Raw genomic sequence first — 24,220 nt, 5'->3', positions numbered from 1 at the left:
GCAATTCGCTGAAATAATTTTCGCCGAATTGCGAGTGTAGGTATTAAGCAAATAAATACTTATACTTTATATGTCCGTGGAGAGCAAGTGCTCCGTCATACAAAGTATAAATATCTGTTTGCCGGAACTGCAACTAAGCGGTTTAAGGAAAGGAGCGGAAAAATGAATGCAGTTTTAAAAAGTGTACCAGTATTGTTTCAGGACATGGTTTTAAAAGGTATGCCGATTATTGTTTTGCTGGTGCTGGGGATCCTTGTTTTGGTGCTGGGATATGTCAAAGCGCCGCCGGACAGAGCGTTTATTATTTCCGGTCTGGGAAAAAAGGGGCGGATTTTAATTGGCCGAGCCGGAATTAAGGTGCCGTTTTTTGAAAGGCTGGATCGCCTGTATCTGGGGCAGATTACGGTCGATATCAAGACTGAGCAGAGTGTGCCGACCAATGATTTTATTAATGTCAATGTGGATGCGGTGGCCAAGGTCAGGATTTATAATAATCCGGAAGGATTGCAGCTGGCGGCCAAAAACTTCTTAAATAAAAACCCCAAGGATATTGCCAGCGATTTGCAGGACAGCTTGCAGGGTAATATGAGAGAAATTATCGGTACTTTGTCGCTTAAGGGCATTAACACCGATCGGGACAGCTTTTCTGATCAGGTTATGCTCAAGGCTTCCAGGGATATGGAAAAGCTGGGCATTGAGATTTTGTCCTGTAATATTCAAAATGTCACCGATGAAAACGGTTTGATTAAGGATTTGGGTGCGGACAATACGGCTTTGATTAAGAGAAACGCCGCGATTGCCAAGGCGCAGGCGGAAAGAGACGTTCAGATTGCGCAGGCCGAGGCCAACAGCAAGTCAAACGAAGCTAAGGTATCGGCTGAAGCCGAGATTGCCAAGCGCAATAATGAGTTGGATATTAAAAAATCGGAGCTGAAGATTTTAGCTGATATCAAGAAGGCGGAAGCAGACGCCGCCTATAAAGTGCAGGAACAGGAACAGCAAAAGATTATTGAAACCGTTACCGTTGATGCCCAGATTGCCAGAACCGAGCGGGAATCGGAGCTGCGCCGGCAGGAGGTTGAGGTTAAAAAGCAAAAGCTGGACGCTGAGATTCGGGCACAGGCTGACGCCGAGCGTTACCGTGAAGAGCAGCAGGCCGAGGCGCTTCTGTTTAAGCGGAAGAAAGACGCGGAAGCCAGACTGTATGATGAGCAGAGACATGCCGAAGCGGAAAAGGCCAAGGCGGATGCTTTCCGTTTCCAGAGAGAGCAGGAAGCAGCCGGTGTCAGAGCGGTTGGTTTAGCCGAAGCCGAAGCGATTGAAGCCAAGCTGCTGGCCGAGGCCAAGGGTATTGCCGAAAAGGCGGAGGCGATGAAACAGTACGGCGAAGCGGCAATTATTGAGATGATTGTTAAGGCTCTGCCGGAAATTGCCCAGAATGTGGCAGCGCCGCTGAGCAAGGTCGATAAGATTACGATGTACGGCGACGGTAATAATACCAAGCTGCTGAAAGACATCGTCGAGGGAACAACCCAGGTTACCGATGGCATTGCCTCGGGTATGGGCATTGACATCAAAGCCCTGATTTCCGGATTTTTGGGCGGCAAAGCATCAGCCGCAGGCGGAAAGCCGGAAGCGGGAGAAAATCAGGCGCAGTAAGCGCTAAAAAATAATACTAAACTTTCCCATGTTTGAAAGAGCAGCCTTTTTAAAGCGGCTTGCTCTCCCGGGCAGAAACGTAAAGTGTTTCGATTAGGGGAAAGTTGAGTAAAAAACATATAAAGGACATGTTTTAAGGCTATGAGAAATCGACGGGTTTTTCATAGCCTTTTTCACGCAGCGCGCTGTTTCTGTTAATTGACAGCCTTTGCGATTTTAACTATAATGGATTTAAGTACCGGAACATAAGAATGGAATTACGGGGGAGGCGGAGAACACGAATCAGATTATCATACATGTCGATATGGATGCTTTTTATGCCGCTGTTGAAATCCGCGACAATCCCGCACTCCGGGGAAAAGCGCTGATCATAGGAGCGCTGCCCCATGAACGCGGCGTAGTGGCGACATGCAGCTATGAAGCGCGCAAATATGGAGTCCGTTCGGCCATGAACATTAAAGAAGCGCACCGGCTTTGTCCCGAGGGCATTTATCTGCATCCAAACTTTGAAAAATACAGAGCGGTTTCGGCGCGGCTGCATTCGATTTGGAATGAATATGCCGAGGCGGCGGAGTACATTGCCTTGGATGAAGCATATTTGGATGTTACCAAAACCGCAGGAAATTGGGAACAGGCCTGTGCATTTGCCAAAACAATAAAAAGCCGTATTCTTACTGAGTTGGGACTGACCTGTTCCATCGGAGTGGCATATTCCAAGGCGGCGGCTAAAACGGCCAGTGAGGAGAAGAAACCGAACGGTTACTTTGAAATTCCCAGCGCGGAAGATTTTGTGAACCTGGTGATGGATCGGGATGTGCGTGTTCTCTATACGGTTGGTGCCAAAACGGCGGAAAAGTTAAATAAAGCAGGTATTTATACGATTCGCCATATCCGGCAGAAGCCGGACGAAACCATCCGCCTGCTCGGCAAGCAGGGGCGGCTGTTGACCAAGCTGGCGATGGGGATTGATGAGCGCAGGGTGGTGCCGTATAAACCGGAAGATGCCAAATCCATCAGCCGGGAGTTTACCTTTCAGGCCGATGTCAATGATTTTGCATTCCTGCGCGATGCCTTATTGCTTTTGGCCATCAGTGTCGAGCGCCGGGCGGAGAAGGTAGGACTTTATGGGGAAAGTGCCACGCTGAAGATTACTTATGCCGATATGAAAACCATCACCCGGTCCAAAGCCATTGATGCGACTCGTTCGGCCGGGGAAATATATAAGTGCTCGTCGGAACTGCTGGAGCAAATCAAACCTGGCCCGGTCAGGCTGATTGGTGTGGGCATTCATCGTTTGACGAGGGAGCAGAACCGGCAGCTGCGGCTCGAAGACTTATTTGCCGATGAAAAATCCGGTCAGGACATTATAAATGACGCTCTTATATCTTTGCGGCAGCGGTATGGGCTTGATTTTGCCGGAAACCTGGATCGGATTTTTACGGGCGAAATATTTGCCAGGACGATGGAATATATGAGAAAACATCGCTAAGGGAAAAGTAATAATCAGGGCACATAAGATACGGGCAGTTAAGTCGCTGAAAAGCGGAAACAGGCATAAAATGGATTGGCGCCAATCAAGCAGCGTCAGGATTCAATAACGGCAAGTTGAGATAAATCAGACTGATAGGCGGGGGGGGGCGGAAATGTTTAATGTATACATCGCGGATGATGAAAGCATCTTCCGGGAATATTTAAAGACGGTGATCCGCTGGGAGGACTATGGCTTCCGGCTGGCCGGCGAAGCCAGAGACGGACAGGAGCTGGTTGCTTTGGCCGAGGCAAAAGCGCCGGATATTATCTTTGCCGATATCAATATGCCGGGCATGGATGGGCTGCTGGCGGCGGAAGTGATTCGGCAAAAATGCGAGGACGTGATTATTGTGCTGGTTACCGGGTATAGTGAGTTTGAGTATGCCCGCCGGGCAGTTGGCATCGGTGTAAGCGATTTTATCTTAAAGCCCTTCAGTCGCGACGAACTGATTCGAACGCTGCTCAAGCAAAAGAGCCGCCTGCAGTTTCTCAAAGAAGAAAAAAGTGTTCAGCAAAGAGAGAAGAAATTGCTGCGTGAGTTCTTCTTCCGGTCGCTGGTCAACGCCGAATATCCTTTAAATGAAAATGAAGTCCGGCAGGCGCTGTCCCGCTTCGGTCTGACAATTAAAACCGAAATTTTTCAGGTCAGCAGCGTTGAGATTGACGGTCTGTATGATAAGTTCAAAGAAAATAAAGAGATCCGGCTGTGGAAAAACGCGGTCCTCAATATCCTGGAGGAGTCAATTGGGGTGGGGATAAATCATTTTGCCTTTTTAGGAGCCGACGACAGGATTGTTTCGATTTTGGAACTGGAACGGCAGGATATGGATCCGGCGCCGGTTTTGGCAGCTTATACGTGTTTTTCGCAAAATGTAAAGAAATATCTGGGCTTTTCGGTATCGGTCGGTATCGGTGAGGCGGGAAGCGGTTTGGCTCAGATTAAAGGCTCTTACCGGCAGGCCGTGGCGGTCCTGCAAAGTAAACTCTTATACGGCAGCGGGAAGGTCATACGCTATCACGAATTATCGCAGGAATATCAAAATATCGGCTTTTACGCCGGAGAATGGAATAAAAAGATTGAAGCCGATTTACGGGTTTATGATATGGATGGAATCAACCAAATTTTGGAGCAGGTGTATGCTTTTATCCTTGAGGAGCGGTTGCAAATCGACTATGTTTATGTGATATTTGTCGGGCTGTTGTCGATTTGTTTTGCCCATATTACCGAGAACGGCAAAGACATCCGGCAGGTTTTGGGTGAGGATATCGGCGGCTATATTGATATTCGGAGAAAAACTTCGATTGATGATGCTTTTCAGGATATCCGCGAAGTTTACCGCCGGACGATTGCGTTTTTTGATCAGCATAAATATTCCCGCTCCCGCAAGATGGCCTACGGCGTAAAAAAATATATAGAGGAGCATTATATGCGCTCCGGTTTGACGGTTGAGCAGATGGCGGCTGATTTCTATGTGGATTCCAGCTACCTGCGCCGCGCGTTCAAGAAAGAGTTCAATATGAAAATTACCGATTTCCTGACCCAGGTCCGAATGGAAAAAACCAGGGAACTGCTGGCCGAGAACCGGTATAAATTGAGTGATATTGCAGAAATGGTCGGTTTTAATGACAGCGGTTATTTAAGCAAGGTTTTCAAAAAATATTTTGGTAAATCACCCAGCGAATATCACGAAGTTCCCTGAGAACCTTTTTGTCGCGTTTTTTTCAGAGTCGTCACGAAATCTACATTCCCTCTGATCAAACTTTTTATTATAATAAAGATGCCCCTCCATGTGAAATGCGCGGTGGCCGGATAAGAAAGTGCCATCGGCAGTTGCGGCAGCGCTTTGCAGTCCGCGGCCGGTGAACAGACCTGAAAGAGTGGTTCGGCAGGCATGGAAAGGGAGGATACCATGAAAAAAGATGATTCACAGCAAGGAGGGAAAACTATGAAACGATCATTCAGAATGGGAGCGTGGTTATGCGCTCTGGTACTGCTGCTGGCTTCATGCGGAACAACGGCCAAACCGACGGAAACTCCAAAAAATGAAACACCCACGCAAACCGAAAAAAAAGAGGAAACGACCAAACCCGAAGATAAGACGGCCGAGCAGCCCAAGGAAGAAAAGGTCACTTTAACGCTGTTTGCCAATTATTCCGCTGATCAGGAAATTCAAACTTTGGACTATGCTTTGGAGAAGATGAAAGAAATCATGCCCAATGTGGCAGTCGAGATTGAGCCGGCACCGCAGGACGACGGTCAGAAGCTGATGACTTACGCCGCCTCCGGTAATCTGCCGGATGTCTTTAAGTCCGACGGCGTCGGTATTGAGCTGTTTAATAAATCGGGCGCGCTGCTGCCGCTGGATGATTATGTCAAGGCGGCCGGGATTGAGGACAATATGGTTGAGTCCTATAAATCGGCCCTGTATATGCCGGACGGCCATATTTACGCCGTGCCGTGGCAGTCGCCGTGGATTAATTCGTTTTACGCCAATAAGGAAGTATTTGAAGTTAATGGCGTGAAAATACCGGAGAATTATGATGAATTTATGGCAGCAGTTAAAGCCTTCCGGGAAAAGGATATTTTGCCCTATGCTTTATTCGGCAAAGAAAAGGCTTGGTGCCTGCACTTATATGATATTTTGGCAACCAGAGAAACGACGGCCGGCATTGCTGCGCTCGATAAAGGCGAGGCACTGGCTTCCGATGAGCCTTATGTTAAAGCGGCCAATAAATTAGTCGAGCTGGTCAAAGCCGGCATGCTGTCGCAGGATGTGTTTAATACCACCTACGATCAGGCGGAAGCTTTGTTTACATCCGGCAAAGCGGCGATGTTTATGACCGGTACCTGGGCGCTGAATGGCCTGGAAGAAAAAATGGGCGATAAATTGGCGCTGATTTACTATCCCTTGGCTGACGCCGGTAAGGAAGAGGAATGCCGCTGGAATATGAGCGGCGGTTACAGCCAGGGTGGATTCTCTGTTCCGGCTTACAGCAAGCACAAGGAAATAGCGGCCGAGTTTGCTATTCAGTTAAGCCAAAAGCTGAACGAAGCCTTTGTGGTTTTGGAGGGCGGCGCTTCGATCTTTAAGGGCGTGCCGGATACCAAGGCACAGCTGGGAGCAATTATGCAGCAATATGTATCGGATAATAAAAACTTTAAGAGCATGTCGGCCTTTGACTGGAATCTGACCAATCAGGAATTGAGAACGGTGATGGAAGATAAGGCGCAGGAACTTTTAACCGGGTCTTTGTCGGTCGAAGATTTTGCAAAGGATATTGATGAGGTTATTAAAAGTTTCAAGTAATAAACAGAGGAGAGATTGAGCCGCAAAATTAGCGGTGCAGAAAGCGGGCTGCTGTATTTATGGCGGCCCGCTTATATAACATAGGCAAAAACTATGGTTACAGTGCGGACAAGCAGCCCGCAATTTGCCGGGATGCGAAATACGTCTGTAAGTCTAAATATTCGCGGACCTAAACTATAAGTAAATCACGGGGAAAAGAGGGATACGGTGAAAAAGGTGACAGGCAATAAGGCGGCGATCGCGCTTTTCGTTTTGCCGACGCTGCTGCTTTATACGGTGGTGGTTTTTTATCCGATCATGCAGACGGCGATGAAAAGCCTGTATGAATGGGATGGCATCAACCTGGGAAAATTTGTTGGTTTAAAGCATTATATCAGGTTGTTTACCGGGGACAGAACATTTCGGATATCAATCCTGAACGGCCTGCTTTTTCCGCTGGTGACGGTTGTTTATCAAATCGGACTGGGGACGGTGATTGCCTTTATTTTAGCGTCAAAGAAAATCAGAGGCAGGAAGTTTTTTCGCTCCGCCTTTTTTATTCCCAGCACTTTATCGATTGTCATTGTCTGTAAGCTGTGGCTGTCGATTTTAGCCAGCGATGCCAGCAATATGGGGCTGCTCAACAAGCTGTTTGAACTATTGGGCGTATCCTACCGCCAAAATTGGCTGGCTCAGGGCGGTACGGCTATTTTGACCATGGCCTTCGTGGCGGCCTGGCAGGGCATCGGCAATACAATTCTGCTGATTTATACGGCGATCAAGGCGATTCCCGAGCAATATTATGAAGCGGCCATTACCGACGGCGCCCGGCCGATTCAGGCCCATATTAAGGTGACAATCCCGATGCTGGCGGAAACCTATAAATTACTTTTGATTTTAATCCTATCCGGCGGTCTGCGGGCGTTTGAGCATATTTTTATCATGACCGGCGGCGGGCCGGGCAATCAAACCTCGACGTTAAGCTATATGATGTATAAAAGCGCCTATATTACCGGCAATTTTGGTTATGCCTGCGCCGCTGCCATCGCGCTGATGCTGGAATGTCTGCTCTTTACCCTGCTGATTAACCGGTTTGTGGCCCGGGAGCGGCTGACATATTAGTTTAACTTTTCCGGGATGAATAACCCTTGGCTTTGGCGAAGGTTTTGGCGCCGCGGGAAGTGAACTTTTAGTTTAAGTTTTCCGGGATGAACAGCCCTTGGATTTGGCGGAGACTTTGGCGAAGGACTTGGTACCCGCGGGAAGTGAACTTTTAACAGTATGACCCAAATTATTCAGTAAAGCTGGAAGAAAGGAAAAGTTCGATCCATAACTTAGCTTTTTCCATGTTCATAAGCGCAGTCTTTAGGCCGGCGGAGTGCCGGACAAAAGGGCGGCATGGCTGGACAGGGAAAATTGAGTTAAAACGATTGAATCAGATCAGGAGATGAAAAAAACATCGGAAAAACTTCAACTCTTGCTGCTGTACGGGGCTCTGACGCTGTATACCGTTTTATCCGTTTATCCGCTGTTGTGGATGACGTTTAATTCTTTTAAAAATAATGAGGAAATTTTTTCGGTCAATCCCTTTGGCTTGCCGGTGCAGCTTCGGTTTGAAAATTATATCAAGGCCTGGTTTGAATACGATGTGGTTCGGTATTTCAGAAACAGCGTGCTGGTGGCGATTGCGACGGTCTTTTTTACGGTGTGTCTGGCACTGATGTTCGCTTACGCCACCGCCCGGATGAACTGGAAGCTGTCGGGTGTGGCCAGAACCTATGTCAGTTTGGGCATGTTTATTCCGGCGCAGATTATCTTGATTCCACTGGTAATTTTGGTCAGGGATTTGCGGGCCAATGATACGCTGCTGGCAGTTATCCTGCCCTATGTAGCGTTTCAGACTCCATTTATCATTACGATTTTTTACGGCTATTTGCGTCAGCTGCCGGTCGAACTGGAGGAAGCGGCGGCGATTGACGGAGCCAGTATTTATACTATATTTTTAAGGATTATTTTGCCGCTGGTCAAACCGGCAATTGTCAGCTGCGCGCTCTTTACCATGCTCTTTTCCTGGAATGAGTTCATGATTGCGCTGGTAGTCATCGGCAAAAAGGAGCTGAATACTTTGCCGATTGGCCTAGTTAAGTTTCAAGGGCAGTTTTCAACCGACTGGGGAGCGATGGCGGCGTCACTGGTCATTTCCAGTATTCCGACTCTGCTGCTGTATTTGATTTTCAGTCAGCAGATTGAAAAAGCCGTGGCTGCCGGTTCGTCGATCAAAGGTTAGCCGATTAGGAGATAGGCTTAAAAGCCGAATTTTATACAGAATGGAGAAAATATGAGCAGGATAGAGGTGGATACAAGCAAAGCTTCCGTCATCGGCTGGGACGGCGATCAGGACGGGGTTATTGCCTATATGGAGGGCGGATATTTTATCCGGGACGGAAAAAATGTAACCATTGATTTTGCAATCAGCCAGGGAGTTGAGCATTTAGACTGGTACAACAGTGAAGGCTATCTGCCTTGCCTGGTGACTGAGTTTGAAAAACGGGGCTGTCGGGTTACGATTTCTAACTTTGGGGATAAAGTCAGGCTCAAGGAACAGGATTTTGTAGTTGTTTACAGCCGGGTCAGGATTGAAAACAAAAGCAAACAGGACGTTGTTCTGGTACCGGAGCCGGTCGGGCCGGTGATTCGGCTGAACGCACCGGAGGAAAGAATCAAAGCCGGTGCAGCGGTTTGCTATGATTACGCAGTTGCCGCCGACCGTTTCGGCGGCGGTCAGGATTGGCCGGCAGATGAGGAAATTGCGGCGCTGGGCGGCTGGGAGCAGCATTATCAGCATATGAAAAACTATTGGGACGGCCGGCTGGAAGAAATTGCCATGTTTCGTGAGCTGCCGGACAGTCGATTGATTGAGGCGTATAAAGCCGGTTTTATTTATACCCACATCATTAAGGACGGATATCGTTTAAATGTCGGGGAAAATGGCTATGATGAGGTTTTTGACCATGATGCAATCGGTATTTTAATCAGTCTTTTGATGATGGGTGATTTTCGGGATGCCAGAGTTTTTCTGGAAAATATGGAATCGCAGATTCAGTATGATGACGCCAAGTGGAAATATGCCTGGCCGTTTGCCCTGTATCTCCTGAAAACGGGCGACCGGGAGTTTGTCGAGCAAAAATATGAGATTATTAAAAAGTTTGCTTATCAAATCGAAGTCGATTTGACCGGACCCAAGGGTATTGTTAAGCAAACCTGGGACATTGATAATATCGGGCACTGGACGGTCGATAATTGGTCGGTGCTGCTGGGGCTGACGGCGTTCCGTTATATTTCGGCGGCGCTGGGCCGTAAGGAGGAAGCGGCGTGGGCGCTGGCGGCCTATCAAAAGCTGCTGACTGCCTGCGACCAGACAATTAAGGAAACAGTTTCCCGCTGCGGGCTTAACTATCTGCCCTGTTCGATGCTGGAGCCCAACAGTGAAAATGTGTGCCGCAACCCGCGCAATACCAATTGGGCGTCAATGTTTTTATTCGGCCGCTGGGCCTGGGACGGTTATTTGTTTGGTGCGGAGCAGGACAGCACCATGATTGCCCTGATTGACGCAACTTATGATTATGGTTTTGCCCGGGGACGGGAAGCCGGCCTGTTCCCTCATTCCTTTGGCGGCGGGACTTACAGCAATGCGATTGGTTCTTACAACGCCGGTTTGGCGGCAGCCGGACTGCGGGCGCAAAGATACCGTTCTGAAGCGATTTACTGCTATCAGGCGATGATTTCTTTTGGCATGACCGGGCCGTACAGCTGGTGGGAAAGCGCTGGGGAGGCGGAAGTCGGTAAATGGTACGGCTGGCATCCGGTCAGCGGAGACGGTTCCTGCCCGCATATGTGGGGGCAGGCTTGTGCGTCAAAAGCCCTGTTGGAGTCAGTTTTAGCGGAAAAAGCCGATGGTGATGTCATTGTCGGCCGGGGCATTCCGGAGGAATGGCTTTATGACGGCAAAGTGATTGAACTGGACCATTATCCGATTGCCGATAACCGCCGGATCGGCGTTCGGCTGGAAGGGCAGGCTCAAAAGTATATTCAAATCTCCTTTTCCGGCGACAGTCCTAAGGGCAAATGGAGGATTGACCTGCCGGTGCTGCGGGCAAATGTGGCTGCTGTCAGCGGCGGGTATCTGGATGCGGACAGCGGCATTGTGCTGGCGGACGGCCAAGTCAGGTCTGTGCGGATTGAACTGAAAAACATGAATGTCCGGAAAAATCTGGCTTACCGCAAAGGCGTGCGGGCGGCGATAGTACCCAGTGTCGACGGCACTTTCAGTAATTGTACCAACGGCAGTTTAAACGGCTATACGCAGGCTGACCGGGATATTCTTTGGGCGCCCTGCCTTGATTTGGGCCGGCCGACTTGGATTAATCGGATTCATGTGACGACCGACCGGGAAAAGTACGCTAAAGTCTTTACGGTTGAAGTGTCGGTGGACAATCAAAATTGGCAGCCGGTGGCTTGGGAAAGAAGAAATGACGGCTTGCCCAAGGTTTATTTATTTGACCGAACGCCGGCGCGTTTTGTCCGGCTGAACGTAGCGGAAACCGTCGGCGGCGGCGAAAAGGCCGGACACGCGGTTCGGCTGATTGAGGTTTATCAGGATTAAGCAAGATGACATAAGCGGGGAGCTGTCCTTTGGGGCGGCTCCCCGATTTCAGGAAAATCAGAAAAGAATAGAAATTCATTGAAAATAAGACCGGAAAGAGTTATAATAAAATAAAAAGTTAAGCGATTAACAAAAAGAGTTGTGAAAACTTCGGTTTTCATTAGGGGAGGATTTTGTGAAGGGGCAGAAGGTCAATGCAAAGGAGATTTATCATTTTATCTTCGTTTTGATTACGATGGCTGCCATTGTGGTCATGGCGGCAGTTTCGCCGCTTTTAAAAGAGGGTTTGCCCAAGCCGGATTATTATAATCAGGACTTTGAAGAAGCCAAGATTTTGAAAATAAAAGCAGAAGAGATTCAGGAAGATGCGGTAATTGAAGGTTTTTTTACGGGCAAGCAAACAGTAGAGGTGGAGGTGCTGACCGGTAAATATCAAGGCTTAGTTCAGGAAACCGTGAATGTTATCGACCTGAGCCATACGGTCTATGCGGCCGAGGGGATGCATGTAATCGTCGGTGTTCGGGAAGCGGAAGATGGCCCCAGAGTTTGGGTTTATAATCATAAAAGGCAGACTTACCTGTATTTACTGGTTGCAGTGTTTTTTCTGCTTTTGATTTTGTTTGGCCGCAAAAAAGGTGTCCATGCAATTATTGCCCTGCTTTTTACCACGGCGATTTTGATATTTGTCTTGATTCCTTTGATTTTTCATGGTTATTCCACGGTGCCGGTTTCCAGTATTTGTGCAATTATCGCATTGGTCGTTTCATTTTTGGTGATAGGCGGTTTTGAAAAAAAGACATTGGTTGCTATCTTAGGTACAATTTGCGGTATTTTGGCGGCCGGTTTGGTATCGTTTATTTTTAGTCATTTGACGAGGGTTTCGGTGGTCAATTTGGAAAAAGGCAGCCAGATTGTGTATATGGCTCTGGATTACCAAATTAAAGTCAAAGGGATAATGTATGCTTCGATTTTAATTGCCTCTCTGGGGGCAATTATGGATGTGGCAATGTCAATTTCTTCTTCCATGCAGGAGATTTATGAATTAAACCCGGCTATCGCTTTTCAGGAATTATTTAAAAGAGGAATGAATATCGGCAAAGATATCATGGGAACAATGGCTAATACTTTGATATTGGCTTTTATGGGAGGTTCGTTCAGTCTGGTGATGCTGCTGTGGGGGTATAATATGAGCCTGCGCCAAATCGGCAATTTACCTTTTATAGCAGTCGAAGTCGTCCAGGGAATTGCCGGCAGTATCGGTATTGTCCTGACGGTGCCGTTTACAGCATTTATGGCATGTATGTTATATTTGAAAAAAAGAAGGAAGAGTTTATAAGTTTTTTGCTCTGCGTGCAGAGTTGAGGTTTTACTTTTTCTAAATGAAAGGGAAAGGAGAGGAGGAAGGTTTACAGAAAAAGTAAGCGAAAGGCAATGGGGTTTATTAATGTAAAGTAAAAGGAGGCATTATATGAAGCGAAAACTTGCAATTATTTTGGCGATGTTGTTACTTTTTACTTCCGTAAACGTATCTGCAAAAACTTATACCGTCCAAAGCGGAGATGTGTTATGGAAAATTGCTAAAGCATATGGCATGGACTATCAAACTTTAGCCAAACATAATAATTTGAAGAATCCGCATTTAATCTATACAGGACAAGTTTTGGAGATTCCCGAGGCACAAGAGGAAGAAAAAGAGCCGGCGCCGGAAATGCCTAAGGGAGAGGAAACGATTACTATTTTGGGAACCGCTGACATGCATGGTCGTATTTATGCTTACGAATATGCTATTGATGAAGAGGATAAAGATGCCGGTTTTGCCAAAATTACTACTTTGATAAAAGCGGAGAGAGAAAAGAATCCGAACTTATTGCTGATGGATGTCGGTGATACCGTTCAGGACAACAGCGCCGAGTTATTTAATGATTTGCCGGTACATCCGATGGTGGAAGTCATGAATGACCTGAAAGTAGATGTTTGGGCGCTGGGAAATCATGAGTTCAACTTTGAAAAATCTTTCCTGGAAAGAAATATTGCAGCTTTTAAAGGAACGGTCTTATCCGCCAATATTTATAAAGAAGGAACAAAGGACCGTTTTGTTGACGGACATAAGGTGTTTAATATCAATGGCATAAGAGTAGCGGTAATTGGTATGATTCCGCCGCATATACCGCTGTGGGAAGCAAGCTCTCCCGAACACTTTGCCGGCCTTACTTTCCAGAATATCACGGAAGAAACCGAAAAGGCCATCAAAGAACTGGAAGGCCAATATGATATTCTGGTTGGAGCTTATCATATCGGACCGGAAGGCGAACATGGTTTTGACGGAATTGAAAAGATTGCCGAAAAGTTCCCTCAATTTGCTGTTATCTTTGGCGGCCATGCTCATTCCAGATACCAAAAGGAAGTAAACGGAGTGCAGTTAATTGAACCGGGTGCTTACGGCTGGGCATTGGCAAAAGCGGATATTAAAGTGAAAAAAGGAGAAAAAGGCGTAGAAGTCTTATCGGTTGTGACTGAAAACATTAAGACAGAAACAGTCGAAGAAGATAAGGCCGTTCTGGAAAAATACGAGTTTGTTCACAAGCAATCCATTGCAGACGCCAATACCGTAATTGGTGAAATTACGGACGATTTCCTGAGCAAAGTTGACTATATTACCGGCAAAGATAAAGTCACGACAATGCCTACTTCTCAAGTAGAAGATACCGCTTTAATTGACTTGATCAATGAAGTACAATTATATTACACCAAAGCGGATGTCAGTGCGGCAGCGGCATTTAAAAATGATATGAACCTGAAAAAAGGTGAATTTAAGAAGAAAAATGTTGCGGATATTTATAAATATACCAATACTTTAATGGGGCTCAATATTACCGGTGAAAAACTGAAGAAATATATGGAATGGTCAGCCGGATACTATAACACTTATAAAGATGGCGATGTGACCGTCAGCTTCAATGAGAATATCAGGGGCTATAACTATGATATGTTTGCCGGAGTGACTTATGACATTGATATTTCGAAAGAACCGGGCAGCAGAATTACTAACTTGAAGTTAAATGGCCAACCGATTAAAGATGATCAAATCTATAAACTGGCGGTCAACAACTATCGGTTCGGTACTTTGGTGAACTTGAAACTGGCAACCAAAGAAGATGTTTACTATGATTCCTATGATATTTATCAGGACAATGGCCGCATTCGGACATTGATCGCGCAGTATATTCAGGAAGTTGGCAAAGGAAAGATCGGGCCGAAGGTAGATAATAACTGGAAAATTATCGGTGCGCCGGGATTGAATGACAGCCGGAAGGAAGAAATTTATGATTTGATTCGGGAAGGCAAGATTAAGATTCCGCGTTCGCAGGACGGCAGAACCCCGAATGTTAAATCCATTAATATCCATGAACTGATCAAAGAAGGACTGATCTCGGTAATCACGGAATTACTGAACGCAGCGTGACTTGTCATTGTCCGGGATAATTAAACCAATTATGGCGGAACGGAATATTTAAATTATCGATAGGGAACACCCTCGATCGGCGTTCCCTATTCGAATTTTAGGCCGGAATCGGATAAGTTCAAAAGATGCAGCTAGGCAAGCCGCCGGTGATTCAGCGAGATATAAAAAGATTGGCCTGGCATAAATATGTGCCGGTCTGAGCGGCAAGCCAAAGCACCGGAACTGCTGATAATAATGAAATATGGCCTTAGAACGGCGAGGGGGAGAGCAGTGAAAAGATTAAAGCAAATCTTTAAAAATCTGGCGATTCGGCAGAAGATTGTAACCGCTTATATTTTGCTGCTGCTTTTTCCGATCGGAGCACTGCTTTGGCTGGCGAATTCGATTTATACCGGCGCGGCTGTTTCGGCGGCCAAAAATAATATCGCTGAAAACTCCCGGCTGATCGGCAATCAAATAAATTCGGTCATCGAAAACGCCGAAAGTTGTTCGGAAATGCTGAACTTAAGCATTAACAGCGTTTTGGCGCTGCTGCGCTATGAACCGGCCGGTATTCGGCAGCTCAAGTTTTATCACGGCGTGGACAATAATTTGGATATTGCCCGGCAAATGTTTCCGGGGATAGACCGAATTGTTTTTATTGATGAGAACAGCAATGTGATTCAAACCGGTAACCGGGGATTAGAAGAAATCCATATTGAGCAGATTAGGGCAGATTTGACCGGCCCGACTTTGACCCAATGGTATCCAATGAGTGATATTGATATTTTGACTCGGAAAAAAATGGAACCGGCGCTGGTCTTGGCCAGAAAAGTTATTCAGATCGACACCCATGACCGGATGGGGATTCTGTTGTTATATGTTAAAGAAAAAACAATCTCGGCCATTTATCATAGCAAGTATGCCAATGATATGGCTATATCGGTCACGCAGGCGGGCAAGGTGGTTTCTTCGGGAGATGAGCAGATGCTGTTTCGGGAAAGTGGGCGGCCGGTAATCGGTGGTCAGGAAGAGATTGTTTTTTATGAAAGAGAAAAAGAGGGGCGCCGGAAATTATTTTCCGAATATGCGATTGGTATTTTTGATTGGGTGTTGATGACGGAATCGGATATGAACGAGCTGTTGGCCGATCATTTCCGTTTGATGAAATATATTATGCTGACGGCGCTGCTGTGCTGCGCCCTGTCAATTATCTGCGCAGAAATTCTAGCGAAGATTATTGTCGATCCGGTCAGACGGCTGGAGCGGGATATGGCCGGAGTTAAGAGCGGGGATTTGGAGGTGGCTTGCACTTACCGTTCACGGGATGAAATCGGTCGGCTGGCACTGGCGTTTAATGAAATGGTTGGCCGGATTAAAGCTTTATTGCAGGATGTTCAGGCGGAGCAAAGACAGAAAAGGGAGTATGAGTTTTCGTTAATTCAGGCGCAGATAAAGCCTCATTTTTTATATAACAGTTTGGATTTGATCTATGTGCTGTGCAGTATGGGCCGAAGCGAAGAAGCCGGCGATATGACCAAGGCGCTGGCTGATTTTTATCGGGTGGCACTGAGCGGCGGCCAGGAAATTATTGCGCTGGCCGAGGAGATCAACGGCGTTAGGAATTATTTGCTGATTCAAAAAAACCGCTATTCCGATATTTTTGATTTTTCCATTGAGATTGAAGAAGAATTGCTGGCCACGCCGATCCCAAAGCTGAGTATTCAGCCTTTAGTTGAGAACGCCATTTATCACGGCATTAAGCCGGCCAAGTGCTTTGGCCGAATTCGAATCAGTACCCGCCGCTTGGACGGTCGCGCGGAGATTCGGGTGGAGGATGACGGAGCGGGCTGTGGCGGTAAGGACTTAGAAGAATTGATGGGGGAAAGCGCTAAGTTTGGCCTGCGCAGTGTGCATGAACGCCTTCGCCTGTACTTTGGCAGCGGTTATGGTCTGGTACTCAATCCGGCTGAAACCGGTTTTTCTGTTTCGATCTTGATTCCGATCGAGTAACGCGCCGATCGGCAAAAAAGTGTTACATCCCGGCAGGCGGCCGGGCAATAGATATAGGGAGGAAAATGCAATGAGTGTAGTGTTTCATATTAACAATCAGAAAAAAGGAGCCGGTCAGGCACCGGTGCTGACGGTGGCAGAATGTCTGGATTTGGTAGAGGGCTTGATACAGTTCGGTTTTGATGAAACGGATGAGGATTTTGCCCTTGAAGAGTTTTACGCTTCGCCCTTATCCCGGTTTGAATGTCTGGTGGTCGGGATTGACGGGCAAAGCGGCCGGGGCTTTGAGATTGGCTATGAGGAGGAGGAAAAAGCCTACAATGTCAGAGTCAATACGCCGGCGGCAGCGGCGGACTGGCGGCTCGCGATTACCTTTATGCAGGCTTTGGCGCGAAAACTGGGGAGCCCGATTATAAAAGAGGACGGCGTTTCTTTTACGGCGGAAAATATCACCGCATTTGATTATGAGCATGATATTACTTATGGGATTGAGGTTTTTTGCAAGCAGGCGTTGGAAAGCGGCAGCTCTATTATTTTTGGTGTATTCCGTCCGGTTTATATTGACCGAAATTTGGCACAGGAGTTGCTGAATTCGTCCGACCGGCTGACCCGTTTTGAGGAATTGGTGCACAGAACCCAGTATACGGACGCATATTCTGCCAATCAGCAGTTTTATATTAACAGAGAGGATGACAGCATTATCGGCAATTACACGCTGACGCAGGAGTTGCCGACGATTTTGCCCTATCAGCCTTATGTCGAATACGACAATCAGGAAATGCTGGGTGAGCGGGAAGTCAGCCAGTGGCTGCTGACGCTGGTCTGCTATGAAGATGAAGATGACCCGGAAAGTTATTATGCCTTGGGCGAAATGGATTATGACAGCTTTATCCAAAAATTAGACCCGGAAAAGTATTCCTTCTTAGACGGCGGTTATATCGTGGTGTCAGGACTGAGCAAAGAGGAAATGGCTGGATTTTTGGAATAGCCGGTACATTTTTGCTGTGTATGTATGCTTGCCCGAACCGCAACCGAAAAAGAAAAACTTAGCCTCATTTACCAATAGACAAAGCGGGTGAAAATCCTATCTAAGACATTTAAATAAAGATAAAGTGGCGGTAAGCTTTATATTAAAAGCTTTCGCCACTTTTTATATACAAAAGTGTTGTATGGGAATTTGAGTAATGTTTATAAAAAATTACAAAAAAATTTATAACATCATTGACAAACATAGTATAATAAGTTATAATAAAGCATAACAAAGTATAACAAGTTGTACGCGTGTTATAAGTACAGGGATTCTGAGAGTTTATTTTTTAAGGAAGGAGGGACAATAAGATATGCAAATCAATCATATGAGGATTGATGATCGTTTAATCCATGGTCAGATTGTTACAGCATGGATTAGTGACTCAAAAGCAAACACAATTATGGTTGCAGATGATAAAGCTGCAAAAGATTCATTACAACAAACAATGCTGAAGTTTGCTGTTCCTTCAGGCATAAAACTAATAATTAACAGTATTGAAGACGCTGCAAAAACATTAAATGATCCATTAATCAAGGAGGCGGTATTGTTAATTGTAAGAAATCCAAAATGTGCGTATGAATTATTATTAAAAGGAGTAAGTGTTCAGTCGGTTAATGTCGGAAATATTAGTAATAGCAAGTCGGAAAAGGGAAGAAAAAAATTACTACAGTTTATATTTGTTGAACCGGAAGACGTTGAATATTTAAAAAAAATATATGATATGGGAATAAAGCTTGATGTAAGAGCGATTCCTAATGATAAAAGTATCGATGGCATGGATTTATTGACTAAAAATGGACTTTAGCAAATAATAATTAAAAGAAAGGGGAAAATTATGAGTTTGTTGTTTAGGTGCATTATTTTAGCTTTATTCACATGGTTTACATTCATTGATAAATATTGTATGCAATTATATACTTATCGTCCGGTAGTCGCAGGTTGTATTGTCGGATTGATTATGGGAAACTTTTCAATTGGATTACAGGTTGGCTGTATTGTTGAGTTAATGTTCTTAGGGCAAGTATTCGTAGGAACGGCATTACCACCGGAAGAAACATTCAGTACAATATTAGCTGCTGCATTTGCTTGTTTGTTAGGAAGTACGGAAATTGCCTTAGCCACTGCAATTCCAATAGCAATTCTTGGACAAACAGGCATGTATTTAAGAAATATTGTTTTGTGTGGTTGGACAGGCACACAACTTGAAAAGGCAGTAGAAAGAATGGATCGTAAAGGTATTGTTCTAAATTCGTTGATTTTACCAAACATTTTTAATTTGATTCTGTTTGCTGTTCCGGTATTTTTAGCTGTTTATTTTGGATCTGATGCTGTTCAGGCAATTATAGATTTTATTCCTTCTACAATAATAAATGGAATTAGTGCAGCTGGAGGAATGATTGGTGCAGTTGGTTTAGCTTTATTATTGGTGTCATTAAATTTCAAAAATTTGTGGGTATTTTTCGCGTTAGGATTCTTTGCAGCAAGTTATTTAGGAATCAACCAAATTGGATGTACAGTTGTGGCAGGTATTGTGGTTGTTATTACATATATGCTGGATAAGAAAATTGATTTAGTGAAAGGAGAAAACTAATGTCAGAAATAAACGAAACAAAAAGATTATTGACGAAAAAGGATTTAAATAGATTTTTCTGGCAATCACAGGGATTTGTGAGCGGGTTTAATTATACAAAAGAAGAAGCGCCGGGTTTTGTATTTAGTATGATGCCTGTTATTGAAAAAGTGTATAGTAATGAAGAAGATAAGAAAAAGGCATATCAAAGACATACAGAATTGTTCTTGACAGAGGCAAGAGTATCACATTTGGTGCTTGGTATTACTGCGGCAATGGAAGAACAGAATGCTTTAAAAAAAGATGAATTTGATGAAAATAGTATTAATGCAGTAAAATCTGCATTAATGGGACCGTTGGCAGGTATTGGCGATTCATTGTATCATGGAACACTGAGACCCTTAGCTGCTGGTTTGGCGGTTTCAATGATTGCAGCTTCAAATTATACGAGTCCATTAGGTTCTATACTCTTTGTTTTAATTATGGCTGGTATTGGGCAAACAATTCGATACTTGGGAATTCATAAAGGCTACGAAAAAGGATTTGCCTTAGTTGATATGATTCAAAACAGCGGATTATTACAAAAAATTACCAGGTATGCGGGTATTGTTGCAAGTATAGTCATTGGCGGATGGGTTTCGGCGTTTGTTTGGGTATCAACTCCATTGAGTTTTACATCAGGTGAAACAACAATTGCTTTGCAAGGAATATTGGATGGGCTAATGCCCAATTTATTACCGTTAGTCACAACTTTAATTTGTTATTGGCTGTTGAAAAAAAAGAAAGTTTCACCAGTATGGTTAATTCTTGGGGTTATGGTGGTTGGTGTTATTTTATATGCTCTGGGGATTATCATTTAAAAAGATGAAAGTAGGAAAGGCGAATATGCCTTTCCTACTGCCATTAATTATATTTTCCCAAATGTTGGATCGGAAAGGTAAAAGGTAATGGAAGAAGAATTTAGAATTGTTAAGAACATAGGTGTGCCAGCATACCAACAAATTTACTCACATATAAAAGAGCAAATTGAAAACGGAATACTGAAAACAGGTGAAGAGATTCCGTCTGAAAAAGAAATGATTGAATTCTATCATGTTTCTCAAATTACTGTAAGAAGGGCTTTAATGGATTTGAAAAATGATGGATACTTGAAGAAACGAAGAGGAGCGGCTACCATTGTGGCTTTTCCCAAAACAGAGAGGAATCTAATGAATTTCACTAGTTTTGGGGGATCAGCCAGAGTAAGAGGAGATAATCCTGGTTCAATAATATTGAAGTTTGAAGTTGTGGATGCAAAAATACATGTTGCTCAAATGCTTCGAATCGATGTGGGAACAAAAGTGTATTACTTAAAAAGAATACGACTTCAAAATGGAAGAATTGTCGGAATAAATGACACATATATTTCGACGCAATTAGGCATTAAATTATCGGAAAGCAATTTTAATTCGGAAACTTCTTTGTATGATTTGTTAGAAAGTAAAGGAATAAAACTGGGAAGTGCAGATGAAACGATGGAAGCGAGAATAGCAGATTCCGTAATAAAGAGAGATTTATTTCTTAACGATAATCAACCGGTTATATATAAAGAAAGAGTTACATATGATGTTGATGGAAACGCAGTGGAATTTTCTCAAAATACATATAATGGAGAAATATACAAATACTTTATTCATATCGTGAATGTTAGAGAAAGAAAATAAAGGGGAAATATAATGAAAAAATATGACTTTCATTCTCATTTGGGACAAACAACTGCCGGAGACCCCAATAGTGTTGAACAATTAGTTCAACAGTTGAGTTCGTTTGGTATATCTAAGGTTGGTATTTGCTGTACCTCGGGAAACAGCATGATAGAACAAAATAATATTGTATATGATGCAATGTGTAAGTATCCGGATTTTATAGAAGGATATGCGGATATAAATCCAAAGGATCCAAAAGCATATGAAGAAATTGAACGCACCCTTGGAACAATGGGGATGAACGGAGTAAAGTTTTTTGCGTGGAAACATGGTTATGCTGTAGATAATTGCCCTCAGCTGACCGGAGTAATAGATGAAATAGGTAAATATGGAGTGCATATTCAAATTCATGGTGGAGCAAGTCCGCTGTGTACACCTTTTATTTGGATTGATCATGCAAAACGCAGACCGGATATGCGTTTTGTATTCACACATATTTGCGGAAGAGAGTTTGGTTATAGTTGCATAGAAGCAATAAAAGATATTCCGAATATTTGGGTTGAAACTTCGGCAAATGAAGAAGCTGACATTTTAAAGAAAGCTGTCGAAGTATTAGGGTCAAAAAAGATTTTGATGGGAACAGATTGGCCATATAAACCAACAAATATTGAATTGGAAAAACTCGAACTTTTACATCTAACTGAATCTGAATATGCAGATATATATTATAAAAATGCGGAATTGTTATGGGAAAAAATCAAGTGAGGGAATCGTATGAAAATTATTGATTATCATGCTCATCTGGGTTGGGATCAAAAAACGGATTCATATCTTGGTGAAGAACTTCTCAAAGATATGGATGAAAACGGAATTAGTATGAGAGTTGTTTCTGCCCTGTATGGGTATTCGATTAAAGAACAAAATGATGCAGTGATGAAATTGGTAAAAGAACATCCGGATCGGATTATTGGCAGTGCTGTGATTAATCCCAAAGAACGAAATTGTATAGAGGAAATGAACAGAGTTGTGGAATCAGGTTATTTCAGAACGATTGAATTGGATTCCATGGAGCATTGTTATTTCCCGGAAGTTTGTCCTAATATTGATGAAATAATTGATATTGCGACAGAAGCCAATATGCCGGTTAATGTTTTTACGGGATGGGGACATAGAACAGCACCGGCTCAATGGGCATATTATGCAAAAAAACACCCTGATATGCGTATGGTATTGCTTCACATGGGAACAACTGATTTCGGCTATAGTTGCGTTAAATTAGTGCAAGAAACTCCGAATTTGTGGGATGAGACATCGGGAATGTATGAATTTCCGATTTTAAGAAGAGCTTTTGCTGCTATACCTGAGAAATATTTTCTTTTCGGAAGTCATTATCCGCACAAATTCACTAAATGTTCAATTGATACATTTGATATGTTGAATCTACCAGAGACGTTTAGAGAAAGACTATTCCATAAAAATGTTGAAGAATTCTTAAGTTTGTAAAGGCGGATTATTATGATAAATAAAGATGAAGCACGTAATCAGTTGTCAAATGGTGCAGTTGAATTATTTGATGATATTGTCAACAGCAGAATATTAGGCGCGAGTAAGCAAACAAATTTAATATGTAAAATATTGGCATCAATTGTGCAGGATGAAACGAATGATATTCAAGTTGCGAAACAAAAGGTGGAGATTGTAGCGAATTATTTTAAGGAAACAAGGGGGCAAAATAGTAGAGCAATCTATAATGCAATCAGTGAATTATTAATAAGTATTTCGCCCAAATTGGCACATAAAGAATTTCTTGATAGACGTGCGATTGTTGATATGATTAATAGCTATGAGACTACTTTAATTACAAATGTTAAAAAATCAGCAGAATATGCGGCCGCTCTTTGTAAGCAGATGGATACGATTATGATATTTGATTATTCAAGTACGGTAGATATGTTTGTTGAAAAATTGGCGGAAAAGAAAAGGATTTATATCCCTGAAAGCAGAGCGCTTGATGGTGGTAAGCCTTTCTTAAAAACTGCTGTCAGAGGACATCATGATGTCCATTTCATTCCGGACACAACTATGTTTGTGCAATTAAGAAAAGCCCAAGCGGCATTTATTGGGGCAGAAACAATATATCCTGATGGCTCTGTATTTAACACTGTTGGGACGGATATACTTGCAATTCTTTGTAAAGAATGCAATATTCCACTCTATGCCATTTCGCCAATGATTAAAATAGACGTTCGTAATGTGTATGGATACACAAAACTTGCACCTATGGAATTTGACTACTCTATCAGGCTGGCAAAAGATTGGAATGATAAAGAGAAAGAAGGCATTGATTTTTCGGGCATTAAATTAGTTAAAATTGAGAGTAAGTACTTGTCGGCGATTATAACAGAGAAAGGCATTATACCCAGTCATGCCTTTTATCAAGAAGCGATATCATATAACGAAAGGTTGGAGGAAAAAATATGTTGACTAAAAAAAATTGTCCGGTTATTTTAGCAATGATTCAACCGGAGCCGTGTCCGGGCAGCTATTTAAATAATGGGATGAAAATTGAAGAAATTATAGAAAGATCACTTGAGGAGATAAAAATATTATATGATTGTGGTTATGATGGATACATTATTCAAAACAGAAATGATGCGCCTGTTAAGCAGCATGCACAGCCCCAAAATATTGCATATATGACAGTATTAGCTTGTAGTCTGAAAAGAGAATATCCCAAAATGATTCAAGGAATTCTTGTGAATTGGGATGGAGTTGCATCGTTGGCTGTAGCCGATGCCGTAGGGTCTGATTTCGTTCGAATTGAGCATACTTTCACTGGAGTGGAAGTTGGTTATGCCGGTTTGCTGGAAGCGCAATGTGTAGATATTTGCGAGTTTAGAAAAAAGATTAACACAGATGTTCCGGTATATGCTGATATTCACGAAGTTCATTATGAGCAAATTGGTAAGAAATCACTTACAGAGGCGGCAAGAGATTTAGTTCAAAATGCATTTGCTGATGGGATATTTGTGGGGGGTAAAGACACAAAAGAGAGTGTAGATATGGCGGAAAAGGTAAGGCATGTGGTCGGCAATAATTTCCCGATTTTATTGAGTTCGGGCGCCACATTAGAGAATATATCAGAAATTCTAACAGTCTTTGATGGAGTTAGTGTGGGAACATGGATAAAAAATGGTAATATGAGAAATCCGATTGACTACAAGAAAGCAAAAGCATTTTGTGAAAAAGCAAAAAGTCTGTAGATTTGACTTTCCAATAGAGTTAAATCCAGGTTTACTTAGTATCCTACTCCGATATAATTAATCATGCAAAAACACTCT

Annotated in this window: 19 protein-coding genes; all 19 read left to right on the top strand. The window is 43.7% G+C overall.

From position 1 onward, the window contains the following. Positions 1-204: 204 nt before the first annotated feature. The 19 genes from C3V36_13950 (at position 205) to C3V36_13860 (ending at position 24,142) form a co-directional block, all read left to right on the top strand. Complete coding sequence (locus C3V36_13950; GenBank protein ID AVM70571.1) at positions 205-1,659, top strand: flotillin family protein; 1,455 nt, start codon at positions 205-207, stop codon at positions 1,657-1,659. 304 nt (positions 1,660-1,963) lie between these two features. After that, positions 1,964-3,148: a DNA polymerase IV gene (locus C3V36_13945; protein AVM70253.1), complete on the top strand. Its 1,185-nt coding sequence runs from the start codon at positions 1,964-1,966 to the stop codon at positions 3,146-3,148. Positions 3,149-3,302: 154 nt separating this feature from the next. Then, on the top strand, positions 3,303-4,889 hold the full coding sequence (locus C3V36_13940) for a hypothetical protein (protein AVM70252.1): 1,587 nt from the start codon (positions 3,303-3,305) through the stop codon (positions 4,887-4,889). Between the two features lie 264 nt (positions 4,890-5,153). Beyond that, positions 5,154-6,497 carry a sugar ABC transporter substrate-binding protein gene (locus tag C3V36_13935; protein ID AVM70251.1) on the top strand — a complete coding sequence of 448 codons (1,344 nt, stop codon included), beginning with the start codon at positions 5,154-5,156 and terminating at the stop codon, positions 6,495-6,497. A gap of 207 nt (positions 6,498-6,704) precedes the next feature. Beyond that, positions 6,705-7,598, top strand: coding sequence for a sugar ABC transporter permease (locus tag C3V36_13930; GenBank protein AVM70250.1), 894 nt, complete (start codon positions 6,705-6,707; stop codon positions 7,596-7,598). Between the two features lie 325 nt (positions 7,599-7,923). Beyond that, positions 7,924-8,763, top strand: a complete 840-nt coding sequence (locus C3V36_13925; protein AVM70249.1) for a sugar ABC transporter permease — start codon at positions 7,924-7,926, stop codon at positions 8,761-8,763. A gap of 60 nt (positions 8,764-8,823) precedes the next feature. Beyond that, positions 8,824-11,139, top strand: coding sequence for a carbohydrate-binding protein (locus C3V36_13920; protein ID AVM70570.1), 2,316 nt, complete (start codon positions 8,824-8,826; stop codon positions 11,137-11,139). Positions 11,140-11,314: 175 nt separating this feature from the next. Next, positions 11,315-12,475, top strand: coding sequence for a YibE/F family protein (locus C3V36_13915; protein AVM70248.1), 1,161 nt, complete (start codon positions 11,315-11,317; stop codon positions 12,473-12,475). Between the two features lie 255 nt (positions 12,476-12,730). Continuing rightward, positions 12,731-14,602, top strand: coding sequence for a bifunctional metallophosphatase/5'-nucleotidase (locus C3V36_13910; GenBank protein ID AVM70569.1), 1,872 nt, complete (start codon positions 12,731-12,733; stop codon positions 14,600-14,602). 186 nt (positions 14,603-14,788) lie between these two features. Then, positions 14,789-16,594, top strand: coding sequence for a hypothetical protein (locus tag C3V36_13905; protein ID AVM70247.1), 1,806 nt, complete (start codon positions 14,789-14,791; stop codon positions 16,592-16,594). Between the two features lie 70 nt (positions 16,595-16,664). Then, the gene (locus C3V36_13900) at positions 16,665-17,582 is read left to right on the top strand and encodes a DUF4299 domain-containing protein (GenBank protein ID AVM70246.1); all 918 of its coding nucleotides are present in this window, start codon (positions 16,665-16,667) and stop codon (positions 17,580-17,582) included. Positions 17,583-17,934: 352 nt separating this feature from the next. Then, complete coding sequence (locus tag C3V36_13895) at positions 17,935-18,429, top strand: PTS mannose/fructose/sorbose transporter subunit IIB (GenBank protein AVM70245.1); 495 nt, start codon at positions 17,935-17,937, stop codon at positions 18,427-18,429. 30 nt (positions 18,430-18,459) lie between these two features. Then, on the top strand, positions 18,460-19,215 hold the full coding sequence (locus C3V36_13890; GenBank protein AVM70244.1) for a PTS sugar transporter subunit IIC: 756 nt from the start codon (positions 18,460-18,462) through the stop codon (positions 19,213-19,215). Continuing rightward, positions 19,215-20,054: a PTS mannose transporter subunit IID gene (locus tag C3V36_13885; protein AVM70243.1), complete on the top strand. Its 840-nt coding sequence runs from the start codon at positions 19,215-19,217 to the stop codon at positions 20,052-20,054. The genes C3V36_13890 and C3V36_13885 overlap by 1 nt, the downstream gene beginning before the upstream one ends. Before the next feature lie 87 nt (positions 20,055-20,141). Further along, on the top strand, positions 20,142-20,897 hold the full coding sequence (locus C3V36_13880; protein AVM70242.1) for a GntR family transcriptional regulator: 756 nt from the start codon (positions 20,142-20,144) through the stop codon (positions 20,895-20,897). 12 nt (positions 20,898-20,909) lie between these two features. Beyond that, positions 20,910-21,644: a metal-dependent hydrolase gene (locus tag C3V36_13875; protein ID AVM70241.1), complete on the top strand. Its 735-nt coding sequence runs from the start codon at positions 20,910-20,912 to the stop codon at positions 21,642-21,644. 9 nt (positions 21,645-21,653) lie between these two features. Then, entirely contained in the window at positions 21,654-22,382 is a 729-nt protein-coding gene (locus C3V36_13870; GenBank protein AVM70240.1) for an amidohydrolase, read from the top strand. 15 nt (positions 22,383-22,397) lie between these two features. Beyond that, positions 22,398-23,363 carry an initiation factor 2 gene (locus C3V36_13865; GenBank protein AVM70568.1) on the top strand — a complete coding sequence of 322 codons (966 nt, stop codon included), beginning with the start codon at positions 22,398-22,400 and terminating at the stop codon, positions 23,361-23,363. Continuing rightward, entirely contained in the window at positions 23,357-24,142 is a 786-nt protein-coding gene (locus C3V36_13860; GenBank protein AVM70239.1) for a BtpA family membrane complex biogenesis protein, read from the top strand. The genes C3V36_13865 and C3V36_13860 overlap by 7 nt, the downstream gene beginning before the upstream one ends. Positions 24,143-24,220 lie beyond the last annotated feature (78 nt).

It is taken from the genome of Lachnospiraceae bacterium oral taxon 500 (assembly GCA_002999035.1).
Taxonomy (GTDB): Bacteria; Bacillota; Clostridia; order Lachnospirales; family Vallitaleaceae; genus W11650.
Note: the sequence above shows the minus strand (reverse complement) of the source record. Positions and strands in the feature narration are given on the sequence as shown.